We start from the raw sequence: 12,772 nt of genomic DNA on the forward strand, positions 1-12,772 counted from the left end.
GTCAGCTCCCGGTCGGGTCCTTGCGGACCCGGGTCGTCTTCGTCGACGCGGTGTCCAGCGCCATCTCGTCGGCCTTGTCGACCGCGCGCTTGAGCCGCACCGTCCCGTCCGCCTCGTTCTCGACGTCGACGACCTTGCGCAGCTTCGACGTCGCCTCGTCGTTGCCGGTCTCTGCGGCGAGCTGCACCGCGCGGCCGAGCTTGGTCGTCGCGGTCGCCTCGTCGCCGGCGGCCTTGGCAGCCAGGCCCTCCTGGATCATCGCCGCGAGCTCGGTCTGCCCGGTGTAGTGGGCCACCTGCTGGTCGATGCGCGTGGTCAGCTCGGAGTTGTTGGACCAGGTGGCCTTGATCAGTCCCTGGGTCACGGCGTTCTCGCCGAGCGCCAGCTGCACCCGCGCCGCGAGCTGCTCCTGGCCGATCGCCTTGGCGGCGACCCGCACCGCGACGTGGTAGTCGCGTGACTCGTCGGCCCAGGCACCCGTCGGGTAGTCGCGGGTCAGCGGGTTGACCGCGGTGCCGCGGTCGGTGAGGTCCTCGAGCGTCGGCGCGACCTGGCGCACGAAGAGGACCTGCGCACCCTGCGGCGTCCAGATCCGCAGCTTGGCGTCGGCCACGCCGCGGGCCATCGAGGCGCGCATGATCTCCTGGAACTGCGCGCGCATCTGGTCCGGCCTCGGGATGATGTCGACGGTGCCGAGCAGGGCCTGCGCGATCCGCCGGATCTCCGCGACCTGCCAGTCGGTGCCGGCGCCGCGGCAGTCGCACTGGAAGTAGCCGGTCGCGCGGTTGATCGCCTCGTCGAGGCGGCCGGGGCGCTCCCGGTTCTCACCGTCGGTGAGCAGCAGCGCGTGGCGCTGGGTCACCTGCGGCACCGACGCGAAGATCTGCCCCGCGAGGTCGAGCCAGGTCGAGATCGCCGTACCGCCGCTGCCGACGAACCGGCCGATCGCCGCGGACGCCTCCTGGCGGGTCTGGGCGTTCATCTGGACCAGGGCCGGCCCGCTGGTCACGGGCGGGTAGGCCAGCATCGCCCGGTCGGCGCCGGCGATCACCGCGAACCAGGTGCCGTCGACGATCTCGGCCAGCGCCGCCTGGGCCGCGTCCTTGGCCGCCGCCATCGTCGCCGGGCCCATCGAGCCCGACGTGTCGACGATGATGATCTCGCCGGCGTCGCCCGAGCCGGACTGGCCGGCCGTGCCGGCGCCCGTGCAGGAGATCGTCACGATCGCGTTGACGTCGGTCCCGCCGTCGGGCAGGAACTCGTTCTGGAAGACGGCGGTGGTGAACTCAGCCATCGGTCGGGGCTTCCTCTCCTGCTGCGTCGGTTCCTGCTGCGTCGGCGGCGGGTGCGGCCGGTGCTTCGGGGGTCGCTGCCGGCGGTGCCGGGGTACCGGCATTCTGCCCCGCCGGTGGTGGCGGCGGTACGGCGGGCGCGGACGGCGTCGCCGTCTCGACCTCCGCCGGCGGCGGCGGCGGGGGCGGAGGAGGCGGCGGGGGCGCCAGCGGCCCCAGGCGCGCCAGGCTGACCGTGATGTTGTCGTGCCCGCCGGAGGCGTTGGCGAAGTCGACGAGCCTCAGCGCGAGGGTCCCCGGGTCGGCCGGTCCGACCGCCCGGACCTGGGCCTGCAGCGCGGACGGCTCGGAGGCGTAGTTCCACAACCCGTCGGAGCAGACGAGCAGCCAGCCGGCGCCGCTCACGTCGAGCGTGGACACCGTCGGCACGAAGTCCTGGGAGTCGCGACCCAGCCACTTGGTGATCGCGTGCGCGAACTCGCCCGTCTCCGCCTCCTCCTTCGCCACACCCGAGGCGATCTGCTGCTGCGCGACCGAGTCGTCGACGGTCAGCTGCACCGCCTCGCCCTCGTCGGGGATCCAGTAGGCGCGCGAGTCGCCGATCTGGGCCGCGCTGATCCGTGTGCCCTCGAGGACCGCGACCGTGAACGTCGCCGACGCCGGGTTCGGCGAGTCCGGGTCGGTCACCGCGATGATCGCGGTGTTGGCGGCGGCGGCCGCGTCGGCGAACACCTTGGCGACGGCCGCGTCCCGGCTCTGCGGGGTTCCCATCCCCGCCGGGAGCGGGGTGCGCAGCACCTCCCGCGCGGCACGGGCACCGGCCAGCGAGGCGACGTCGGAGTCGATCGAGCTCGAGACGCCGTCCATGACCACCAGCACGGCCCGCGAGCCCTGCTCCTCGCCGGCGAGCAGCGCCATCGCGTCCTCGTTGCGGTTCTTGCGGACGCCCTTGTCGCACACGCCGGCCACCCAGGCGGCCGGCTCCTCGCGGAAGTGGTCGCGCTCGCTCGGCGCCTTGGTGCCGCACGACATGCAGTAGAGGTCGGGGCCGACCTCTCCCCCGCACGCCGCGCACGGCCGCCGGCCGGGGTCGGGCGGCGGGTCGGGCAGCGCGTCGTGCGGCCGTCGGGTGGGCGCGCTGATCGGCGCGTCCCCGAGCGGATCGGTCGTGTCGTCGGCGGGCACCATCGTCGGCGGCGTCAGCTCGGTCGAGGCAGCGGCGGCGCCCGTCTGCGCGCCGCACGACTCGCAGAACCGTGCTCCGGCTGCCAGCGGCGCACCGCAGGAGGGGCAGGCGACGTCCGGGGTCGCGGTCATGTGAGGCTCCAGTTCCGTACGGCGTTCGCCTGGTTGACCAGGTCCACGCGCTCGTCGAGCTCGTGGGCGTCGCGGGCCAGCAGCCGCAAGGCGTTCTCCAGCCCGTTCCTGATGTCGGTCTCGGACGCCGGCACCGAGCCGATGTGGGCGCCCTTGCCCGGCGGGTTCTTCGTCACGACCGGCAGTGCCTCCTTGAGGATCCGTACGGTGTAGCGCTGGCGGGTGGGCCCGTCGACCGACGAGCTCTCGATGGTGCGCAGCGCCTGGTCGAGGACGGTCAGGTCCATCGCGCTGCCCGCGAGGAGCACCTCGGCCCGCTGCTGGCGGCTCTCGGTGTAGCCGCGGCTGGTGGTCGGCACCAGGTCGAGCGCGGCGACGGCACCGGCCGTGTCGCGGCGCTCGGCACGCACCCGGGCCATGCCGAAAGCGGCAGGGGCGACGTACGTCGCGTCGGTGGCGACGCAGGTCTGGTACAGGCTCTCGGCCACCTCCGGCTGCCCACCCTTCTCGCACGCGAACGCCAGCGCCAGCTTCGGGGCGAGCTCGCCGGGGACCTGCTGGTAGACGGCGTTGAACGTCGCCTTCGCGACCTCCCAGTCCTGCTGCTGGACGGCCGCGAGACCCTCCATCCACAGCGCTCGCCACTCCCACGGGTCGGCCGAGAGCAGGTTGCCGGCGTAGCTCTTCGCGGCCGACGCCTCCTTGAGCTCGAGTGCCGCCTTGCAGCGGGCCAGCCACACTTCCGCGCTGTCCTCGGGAGCCGCGTCGAGGTCCTTGAGCCGCTGGCGCGGGTCGTCGGTGCCGATGGTCGACAGCCAGCCGTGCTGCGGGTCGGTGGTGTCCTCGCGCAGCGCGGGCAGCTGGTCCCACGACGTGATCGGACGGGCTGTCGCCGGCGACTCGAACAGGACCGACGCGGCAGAGGTGAGCGCCGTGCCCTGACGCTTGCGCGCGACCACCTCGCGCAGCACGCCGAGCAGCTGGGTGCGCAGCTCGTCGACGGAGGCGAACCGGTCGGCCGGGTCGGGAGCGCAGGACTTGGCGACCAAGTGGTAGAGCGAGTCGTACTGCTGGAACAGCGGCGTCGAGTCCACCGGCGGCAGGCTGTGCAGGTAGGTGCCCTGATAGCCGCGGAACTCCATCGTCAGCACCAGCAGGGTGCGGCCGATCGTGTAGATGTCGGAGGCCACCGACGGGCCGACCTCGGCCACCTCCGGCGCCTGGTAGCCGACCGTGCCGTAGATCGCCGACTCGTCGTCGTCGACCCGGCGGACACCGCCCAGGTCGATCAGCTTCATGGCGTCGCCGACCTGGATCATGTTGTCGGGCTTGAAGTCGCAGTAGACGAGCCCGAGGTCGTGGAGGTACTGGAACGCGGGCAGCAGCTCGAGGATGTAGGCGAGCGCCTGGTCGACGGGCAGCGGGTCGTAGGCGCCGTTGTTGGCCCGCATCCGGTCCTTGAGGATCTGCTTGAGCGACTTGCCGCCGACGTACTCCATGACGATGTAGCCGGCGCCCTCGTGGGTCACGAAGTTGTAGATCTCGACGATCGCCGGGTGCTCGACCTGGGCCAGGAACTGCTGCTCGGCGATCGCCGCCGCGAGCGCGTCGGGGTCGCCGGAGTTGAGCAGGCCCTTGAGCACGACCCACCGGTTGGACACGTTGCGGTCGCGGGCGAGGTAGATCCAGCCGAGGCCGCCGTGCGCGAGTGCGCCCGCCACCTCGTACTGGCCGGCGACCAGGTCGCCCTGCTGCAGCTTCGGCGTGAACGAGAACGCCTGGCCGCAGTTGGCGCAGAACCCCTCGGTGCGGCCGGGCTTGCCGTCGATGCTGCGACCGACCTTGTTGCCGCACTTGGCGCAGCTGCGCTTGTCCTCGGGCACCTCGGCGTGGGCCATGATCGCCTTCGCGGCGTCGACCGGCGGTGCCGGCGGCACCGAGGTGAGCCCGGCGCCGAGCCGGGCCGCACGCATCCGCTGGGAGCCGGTGCGGGTGCGCCGGGTGGAGCCGGTGCCGGTCGAGCCGGCTCGCCTGGAGCCGATGGCGGCCGACTGCACCCGGGCCGACGAGGTCGCCACCGAGGCGCCTCCGTGGGACACCGGCTCCGCCTCCTGCGCGACGACCGGCGCGTCGGCGGCGGTGCCGCAGATGTCGCAGTACCCGTCGAGGATCTTGCCCGAGCAGCCCGGCTGGCGGCACGGCGTGCCGTTGGGCACGGCGGCTGCCGGGGCGGGGCCGGTGGCCGGCGCACCGACGGTCGCGGTCGGGATGCCGGTCGTCGAGCCTGCGCCACCGGCGGTCGAGCCGGTGGCGGCCCCGGGCGACCCGCAGACGTCGCAGTAGCCGTCGAGGATGTTGCCGGTGCAGCCCGGCTGGGTGCAGGTGTTCGCAGTCACTGCGCGGTCTCCTTCTGAAGCCAGGTCTGGTAGGTCGCGACCAGCTGCTGGGCGACGGCCATCGGGGCCGGGGTGCGGGCGAGCACGGCGCGTGCCTGCCGCTCGCTCTCGACCAGGTCGCGGTTGCCGGCCACGCCTTGCGCGGTGGCCTTGGCGACGTAGGCGTCGAGCAGGGCGACCAGCTCGGTGTGCTGGGCCAGCGCGTCGGCGTACTTGTGCTGCGCGAACTCGAGCGCCTGCGAGACCCGGTCGAGCTTCTTGAGGTACTCGTCGATGGCGTCCGGCGTGTTGGGGACCGGGCCGAGGGCGTCGACGTCGGGCACGGCGAAGTGCGGCGCGGTGTCGACGGTCGCCACGCACTGCGCCGCGAGCTTCTCCAGCGCCTGCTCGCGCGCCTCGAGGTCCGCTCGGAGCTCGCGCGCCGACTCCAGCTTGGAGCGGGCGTCACGGCGCCGGGCGTTGCCGACGATGAGGTCGCGCTCGAACGTCGTCGCCTCGACCTCGAGCGGCCCCAGCATGCCGCCGACGTCGGCCCCGCGCTCCGACCGCTCGGTGAGCTGGTCGAGCCGCAGCATCAGCCCGGCCAGGGTCCGCGCGGCCGCCTCCTGCGACGCCGGCGGCTCGAGCCCGACCTGGTCGCGGATCCGCTCCAGCTGCGCGCGCAGGTCCCGGATCCGCGCCACCTGCTCGGTGGCGTCGTAGGTCAGCGCGAGCTTGGTGCGCAGCTGGCCCGTGAGCGCGTCGTTGAGACGGCACGCCTCCGGGAGCGACACCGCCAGCCCGCCGGGCATCCCGGACGCGCCGTCGAGCCGACCCCAGATCAGGGTCGAGATCCGCTCCCGCTCCTGCTGGAGCACCCGGCCGCCGTCCCACGTCGCGAAGACCAGCTGGTAGCGGTCGTGGATCGCCTTCCACATCGCCAGCACCAGCTGCATGTCCCCCGCCAGCTCCTCCCCCCGCCCGGCAGCGATCGCCGCGGCGTCGAGCTCTCTCAGCTCGTCGTCGCGCGTGCGCAGCCACCCGTCCAGCTCGACGACGTAGCGCTGGATGAGCGCCGGCTCGATGGCCTCGCCGAGCTTGCCGGGTGCGGAGGGGGCGGTCGCGGTCATGGACTGGTCGTCACTCCTACCGGTACGGCAGGGTCGGAGGCGGCTGCACGGCGTCGGCACCGTTCAAGGCGCTTTTGAGCCACCTGGTGTAGATCGGCTGCCACTGGTCGTTCTCGCGCATCGACTCCAACACGCCGTTGACGAAGGCCACCAGCTCGGTGTCGTCCTTGTTGGCACCGATCCCGTAGGGCTCGTCGTTGAGGGGAGCCTGCTCCGGGACGACGGCGTAGGGGTCCTGGGCTGCGAGGCCGGCGAGCACCGTGTCGTCACCGGTGATGGCGTCGACCTCGCCGCGCTGGAACTTCACGAGGCACCCCGTGTGGTTGGCGGCCGGCTCGATGATCGCTTCCTCCTCGGCTTCCTTGATGTTGTCGAGGCTGGTCGAGCCGGTAGGCGCGCAGACGCGCAGCCCAGCGAGGTCCGACGGGTCCTGGTACTCGCCGTTGCCCTCGTCGCCGTCGTCCAGCGACCGGCTCACGAGCACCTTCTGGGTGGCGGCGTAGTAGACCTGCGAGAACGCGATCTGCTCCCACCGGGCGCAGTTGATCGTGAAGTTCCGGATGACCAGGTCGACCGCTTCCTCCTCGAGGAGCGGGATCCGATCCGCGGCCGTGATCACGCGCAGCTCGAGGTTGCGACCGGTCTCGAAGTCGGAGCCGAAGATGGCCCGGCCGATGGCCTTGGCGAACTCGATGTCGAATCCCTCGATGCGGTTGCCCTCGTCGGGGTTCTCCGAGGCCATCAGGTAGGTGTCGGCCGAGACCCCGACGATGAGGCGGCCGCGGCTCTCGATCTCGGCGACCTTGCCGGTGATCTCGTCACTCGGCTCGTACGACGCGAAGTCGCTGTCCGAGGGGGTGCAGGTCGAGGCCGCGGGAGCGCTGCTCGGGGCGGCCTCGGGCTCCTCCGGCAACGGAGTCTCGTCGTAGCCGCAGCCGGCGAGGAGCGCAGCCATCGCACTCATCGCGGCCAGACCATTTGTCACGCGGCTCATGCGTACTCCTTCCGCCGGGCGCCGATTCCTCGCGCCACCGCGATCGCCGACGCGCATCCGAGCAGCACCGTCAGGAGGCTGCCTACGAGCGCGAGCGACCGTCCCGCTCGGAGCTCCTCGCTGACCGTTGCTCCGTTCTCCTGCACCAAGCCCTTCACGACGCCGTCGAACGCGTCGAAGGCGGCAGTGGAGTTCTGCCCGCCGGGCGCGTTCTCGGCGCCGGTCGCGATCTGGATAGCGGGGCCGCGGCGGTCCTCGTCGTCGTACTTGACGATGCTCGCGTGCGCGTTGGCGTAGCTCCGCCACTCGTCGAGCACGATCCGGTCGCCCTTCTCCTCGACGATCTCGGCCGCGGCGATCCACGGGTCCTCGTAGCGCGGTCCGGAGCCCCGGTTGACGAGTCGCAGGCTCTCGTTGGCCTTGGCGTCGTTGCCGGCCGTCCGCACGGCTGCCTGATCGACCGCCATCCGCAGCTCACCGGCGAGCAGGTCGTCGTTCTGGCTGTCGGCACGCCAGGCAGCGATCGCGGCAACGATTGTCGTCACGACGACCACGATCATCGCGACAGCGATACCGACGTTCACGTAGCGGCGGAACCGTCCGGCGAGCAGGATGCTGATCCACACCAGCACGGCGACGCTCGCCAGCCCGATGAGGAGCAGCCAGATCGGGTGCTGCCCGCCCATCGAGTCCTCGGCCCGCTCGGTGTTCGCGTCGACGAGGTTCGTCAGGATCGGCAGGGCGTCGGCGCGGAGGTTCGCGCTGGCCCCGCTCAGGTACTCCTTGCCCACCGGGTAGCCCTGTCTGAGGTTGGCGCGAGCCTCGGCGATCGCCGTCGCGTAGTCGTTGACCGCGACGTTGAGGGCGGCGAGCGCCTTCTCGTCCGCCGGCTGCGCCTCGGCCGCCGACGCGATCTCACCGAGGACGTCATCCAGCGCTTGGTCGTACTCCTCGTCGCGCGACGCGATCTCCGCCGGATCGAGGTTGCCACCGCTGACGGCGAGGTTGGTCGCGATCGCATCCACCCTCAGGAGGTTGGACTGGATCTCCTGCACCCTGACCAGCTGCTCGGTGTCGTCGGCCGCACGGCCGTCGGACTGGTAGGACAGGAACTGGACGAGCCCGCTGGCGAGGCCGAACAGGAGGACGGCCGCCATGCCGATGACCTGCAGGCGGTTGAGGAGCGTGGGGGTGTTCTCCACACCGACGCCCACCGGCTTGCCGGTGGGCGCGGCCCAGGAGCGCTTGGGTTTGGCGTTCGGTGGCGCTTGTGGGGCCGGCGCCGGCTGAGCCGCCGGGGTCGCCGGGGGCGGCGGCGCGGCAGCGGACTGGCTCATGAGGGCTCCTCTTCGGGCTCGGCAGGAGAGAGTACGTCGACCGGCTCGGCCGGGGGCGCGTCGGCCGGGGGCAGCAGGGTGCCGTCCTCGGCGACGACCGGCTCCTCCTCGTCGGCGCTGGGCGGCACCAGGTCGTCGGCCTCGAGCGAGCGCAGCTGCTCCACCGTCGGCTCCTCGATGTCGCGCAGCCGCCATGCGTGGTGACCGATCGCGGCCTCGAGCATGTTGCGCACGTAGCGCGCGTTGCCGAACGACGGCCCGCGCGGGACGTCGGCGAGGATCTCGCGGAGACGTTGGACCACCGGCTCCCCCGCGTCGTAGTCGGCGCCCTTCGCCATCTGCTCGAAGATCGCCACCAGCTCGTCGTCGCTGTAGTTCGCGAACTCGATGTGCGTGCGGAACCGGCTCTCGAGGCCGGGGTTCTCGGCGATGAAGACCGCCATCGGCAGCGGGTAGCCGGCGACGATGACCACCAGGTCGTCGCGCTTGTCCTCCATCTCCTTGACCAGCGTGTCGATGGCTTCCTTGCCGTACTGGTCGCCGGAGAGCGCGTACGCCTCGTCGATGAACAGCACCCCGCCCTCGGCGGACTTCACGACGTCGGCGGTCTTCTGCGCGGTCTGACCGAGGTAGCCCGCCACCAGCTCCGACCGGTCGCACTCGACCAGCTGCCCCTTCGAGAGCAGCCCGAGCGCACGGTAGATGCCGGCGACCAGCCGCGCGACCGTCGTCTTGCCGGTGCCGGGGTTGCCGTTGAAGACCAGGTGCCGGGTGATCGTCGGGCTCTCCAGCCCGGCCTTCTTCCGCAGCCCCTCCACCCGCAGCACGGCGGCCTGCCGGTGGATCTCGTCCTTGACGTTCTTCAGCCCGATCAGCGCGTCCAGCTCCGCCAGCAGCTCCTCAACCGTTTTCGTCGGTTCTGGATCAGCCTGAGCTTGAGCCGACCCGTCGGAAACCTCTGGCGCCGTCGCGGCTTCGTCGCGCTTCTCTACGGTCTGTGCGCCGGAGGTTTGCGACGTGTCGGCGTCGTCGGGCGCGTCCGGCGTGGACGGTGTGTGCGACGGCGGCGTGAGGCCCAGGCCAGCTCCGCGATTCATCGCCTCCAGCTGCTTCTGCACCTGGTCACCCATCCGTCGCACCTGGTCGAGCAGCTCGTCGCCGACGCCGGGGACGGGCTCGCGGGTGGGGAGGTCGAAGGCACCGGGTGCGCCGGCTGCCGGCCGGGTCGGCGCGCCGGACTGGGCGGCGAGGATCGTGGCGGCGGCGCCGCGGGCGTCGGGGCCCGGCTGGCCGAGCGTCTGCGCCGCCACCGCGACGTCGGAGAGGGCGGCGGCGTAGTCGGCGGCGTGCGCCGACTTCTCCAGCAGCAGCTGGTTCATCAGCGGCGTCGGGCCGCCGCGGAACCGGTTGCCCTGCTTGGCGGCGAGGAAGAAGTCCTCGGTCGCGCCGGGCTTCCCGACCTGTTCGCACCAGTCGACGAAGGCGCCCTTGGAGCGCTCGGAGACCGTGGCGGCCAGCGCTTCGCCCTCCGCGCGGGCCGCGGTCTCGTCGGCACCCGCGGTGCGGGCGACGCCGGCCAGCGCGTCGAGGGCCTCGGACAGAGTCGTCATGGTGTTCCCAGGTTGAGGTCGGGGCCACCGGTCGAGGAGTGGCCGAACTTGGCTTCGAGGAAGCGCCCGTGGGCGATCAGCGCCTGCGCGTCACCCAGGTTGGCGGCGTCGAAGATCTTGTCCATCGTCACGCCGAGCAGCTCGAGCTGTTCGATGAGCACCATCAGCGAGGTCTTGTTGCCGTCGATGGGCCGGGTGTCGGCCCATTCCCGCGGGAGTCGCAGGTAGCCGCCGAGCGCCTCGGGCAGGTAGTCGGTCGCGGTCGCCATCAGCGAGTAGCCGTCCTGGCTGCCCAGCCCCAGGTCGTTGAGCCGCGGGAGCGTCTGGTGGATGGTGCGCGCGATCTTCACCACCCGCGAGGTCACCACCGGCGGTGCGTTGCCCTCACGGCACATCGCGTTGACGCGGTTGAGCGCCGCCAGGATGTCGTTGTCGGTCGGCGGGGGCGGCGCGACGTACTCGGTCCCGGCGTCGTCGCCCTTGCCGCGGACCTTGCGGAACCACGACCCAAGGCCCACCCGTCAGCCCTGGATGTCGAGGGTGCCGGCGGCGTTCCGCTGGTCGTGCTGCTGGACCCGCTCGAGGTAGGACTTGGACTTCTCGACCTCGGCCTCGAGCACACCGATGGTCGTCGACATGTTGTCGAGCGCCTTCGACTTGAACTCGTCGATGGAGTCCATGGTCGCGTAGATGTTCGCGAACGCGGCCTGCAGCTGCTCGATCCCGATGGTCGACGACGCTGCCTGCTCCTGGATCGCCGCGGAGTTCTCCTTGAGCATCTCCGAGGTCTTCTGGATCAGGTTCGACGTCGTGGTGTTGAGCGCCGTGATCTGGTCGAGCACCAGCTTCTGGTTGCTCAGGGCCTGCGCCACGATGACGGCCGTGCGTAGCGCGGAGATCGTCGTGGTGGTGGCGCGGTCGACGCCCTTGATGAGCTCGATGTTGTTCTTGATGATGATGTCGATCGCCAGGTAGGCCTGGATCGACACCGCGAGCTGGGTCAGCAGGTCCTGGTGCTTCTGCCGCACGTAGAAGAGCACGTCCTGGCTGAGCGTCTTGGCGCCCTCGGGGTCGGACAGCTCCATCTCCGCGATCTTCGCCGACAGCTTCGCGTCGAGCCGCTCCGCGACGTAGATGTACTGGTTGAGCCGGCCCATCGTCGCCCAGAGGTTCGTCTTCTCCAGGTTGAGCGCGACGTTGTCGCGGGTGAGCTCGTCCTGGCCGCTGCGCAGGTGGTGCAGGATCCCGTTGAGCTGGCTCTGGGAGGACTGGTACTTGCGGAAGTAGTCCTCGATCTTGTCGTTGAAGGGCAGCTTGTCCCACCACTTCTTCGCACCGGTCGCCTGGCCCGGGTCGAGGTCCTCGATCGTGCGGCGCAGCTCGAGCAGGGTCTTGCCCACGTCGGAGCCCTGCGCGATGCCGCCCTTCTTCAGCGCCTGCACCGGCTTGTCGAGCATCCGGTTGGACGTCTCGGCGGCCTTGCGGATGTCGGCGTCGCCCATCGTGCGGACGTTCTCTGCCTGGGCCGCGAAGCCCGGGCTGCCGATCTTCTCGGTGGTGAGTGCGTCGAGGAAGCTGTCGACCTTCGAGTCCAGCTCCGGCACCATCGCGGCGTCGACCTGGGGCGCCATCTTCGGCGCCGCCGTCGCCGCGACGGGCTGGGGCGGCTCCGGGGCCGTCAGGGTCAGCACGGGCTCGGGCGGGGCGAGCGGGCTCGGCTCGGGGGCGGTAGCGGAACCATCGGTGGTCATGCCGCTGAGCCTATCCAGTCATCCCACCTCGCACACCGGGGAAATCCAGGACCTCACCCCGAGGGTTTCAGCGGTCTAGACCACGTGCCCAGTGCCGGGTGTCGAGCCCGCGCCCGCTCGTGGCGGGAGGGCGGAAGTCGTGCGGGGTGAACCGGGAGCGCGGGACCGAGCGCGGGGCGTCCAGCCAGCTGACGATGCGGTTGAAGCGATTGCTCATGACGAGACCTCCGTCTCGGGGGTGGTGGTTGCGGTGGAGGGAACGGTGACGTCGACGACGCACCAGGGCAGGAAGAGCTGGGTGAGCGGCCCGATGCCGAGCGCGTAGAGCACGGTGCCGGCACCGGCCACGCCGCCGAGGACGAGGCCGACGAGGACGACCGCCACCTCGAGCAGCGTGCGGACCAGCCGCAGCGAGAGCCCGGTACGACGGTGCAGGCCGGTCATCAGCCCGTCCCGCGGGCCGCGACCGAGCTGGGCGCCGATGTAGAGGCCCGAGGCGATGCCGCACAGCACGACCCCGCCGACCATCAGCGCGACCCGCGCCGCCAACCCGTGCGGCGCCTCGAGCACGGCCAGGGTCGCGTCCGCGGACAGGCCGACGAGCAGCGCGTTGCCCACGGTGCCGATGCCCGGCTTCTCCCGCAGCGGGACCCACAGGAGCAGCACCACGAAGCTCATCACGACGACCGCCTGCCCGAACGTCATCGGCAGGTGTTGGATCAGGCCGGTGTGGAGCACGTCCCACGGCGCCAGGCCGACGTCGCCGCGCACCATGAGGGCCAGGCTGACGCCGTACAGGACCAGCCCGACGAACAGCTGCGGGAGCCGACGGCCCAGCCGGCCGGCCCGCAGCTGGGCCACCGGGCCGAGGTCGGCCAGGATCGGGGCCGGGCGGCGGTCGGCCGTCGTGGCGGTCAGGGTCGTCATGCATCAAGGATCCCGAGAAGTGGCCTGTTCACAAATAGC

The 12,772-nt window shown here is 71.5% G+C and carries 11 protein-coding genes; all 11 read right to left on the minus strand.

Translation table 11 applies throughout. From position 1 onward, the window contains the following. Position 1: 1 nt before the first annotated feature. The 11 genes from DJ010_RS20920 to yczE all read right to left on the minus strand — a co-directional run bounded on the left by DJ010_RS20920 (position 2) and on the right by yczE (position 12,733). Entirely contained in the window at positions 2-1,294 is a 1,293-nt protein-coding gene (locus DJ010_RS20920; RefSeq protein ID WP_109697399.1) for a vWA domain-containing protein, read from the minus strand. Next, on the minus strand, positions 1,287-2,609 hold the full coding sequence (locus DJ010_RS20925) for a PP2C family protein-serine/threonine phosphatase (RefSeq protein WP_109697400.1): 1,323 nt from the start codon (positions 2,607-2,609) through the stop codon (positions 1,287-1,289). The genes DJ010_RS20920 and DJ010_RS20925 overlap by 8 nt, the downstream gene beginning before the upstream one ends. Beyond that, positions 2,606-5,005, minus strand: a complete 2,400-nt coding sequence (locus tag DJ010_RS20930; RefSeq protein WP_109697401.1) for a serine/threonine-protein kinase — start codon at positions 5,003-5,005, stop codon at positions 2,606-2,608. The genes DJ010_RS20925 and DJ010_RS20930 overlap by 4 nt, the downstream gene beginning before the upstream one ends. Continuing rightward, positions 5,002-6,114 (minus strand): hypothetical protein, encoded by a 1,113-nt coding sequence (locus DJ010_RS20935; RefSeq protein ID WP_109697402.1) that lies wholly within the window; start codon positions 6,112-6,114, stop codon positions 5,002-5,004. Before DJ010_RS20935 ends, DJ010_RS20930 begins: the two co-directional genes overlap by 4 nt. A 16-nt stretch (positions 6,115-6,130) precedes the next feature. Continuing rightward, positions 6,131-7,108 carry a glutamate ABC transporter substrate-binding protein gene (locus DJ010_RS20940; protein ID WP_109697403.1) on the minus strand — a complete coding sequence of 326 codons (978 nt, stop codon included), beginning with the start codon at positions 7,106-7,108 and terminating at the stop codon, positions 6,131-6,133. Continuing rightward, on the minus strand, positions 7,105-8,445 hold the full coding sequence (locus DJ010_RS20945) for a GlnX family signal transduction membrane protein (protein ID WP_146207424.1): 1,341 nt from the start codon (positions 8,443-8,445) through the stop codon (positions 7,105-7,107). Before DJ010_RS20945 ends, DJ010_RS20940 begins: the two co-directional genes overlap by 4 nt. Further along, positions 8,442-10,055 carry an AAA family ATPase gene (locus tag DJ010_RS20950; RefSeq protein WP_109697405.1) on the minus strand — a complete coding sequence of 538 codons (1,614 nt, stop codon included), beginning with the start codon at positions 10,053-10,055 and terminating at the stop codon, positions 8,442-8,444. The genes DJ010_RS20945 and DJ010_RS20950 overlap by 4 nt, the downstream gene beginning before the upstream one ends. Then, the gene (locus DJ010_RS20955; RefSeq protein WP_109697406.1) at positions 10,052-10,573 is read right to left on the minus strand and encodes a hypothetical protein; all 522 of its coding nucleotides are present in this window, start codon (positions 10,571-10,573) and stop codon (positions 10,052-10,054) included. The genes DJ010_RS20950 and DJ010_RS20955 overlap by 4 nt, the downstream gene beginning before the upstream one ends. A gap of 3 nt (positions 10,574-10,576) precedes the next feature. Continuing rightward, a complete protein-coding gene (locus tag DJ010_RS20960) occupies positions 10,577-11,806 on the minus strand; it encodes a toxic anion resistance protein (RefSeq protein WP_109697407.1) in 1,230 nt (409 codons plus the stop codon). 67 nt (positions 11,807-11,873) lie between these two features. After that, positions 11,874-12,023, minus strand: a complete 150-nt coding sequence (locus tag DJ010_RS22195; RefSeq protein WP_158283087.1) for a hypothetical protein — start codon at positions 12,021-12,023, stop codon at positions 11,874-11,876. Then, the gene (yczE, locus tag DJ010_RS20965; protein ID WP_109697408.1) at positions 12,020-12,733 is read right to left on the minus strand and encodes a membrane protein YczE; all 714 of its coding nucleotides are present in this window, start codon (positions 12,731-12,733) and stop codon (positions 12,020-12,022) included. The genes DJ010_RS22195 and yczE overlap by 4 nt, the downstream gene beginning before the upstream one ends. Between the last annotated feature and the right edge of the window lie 39 nt (positions 12,734-12,772).

Origin of the sequence: Nocardioides silvaticus, assembly GCF_003160695.1 — a bacterium.
Classification (GTDB): Bacteria; Actinomycetota; Actinomycetes; order Propionibacteriales; family Nocardioidaceae; genus Nocardioides; species Nocardioides silvaticus.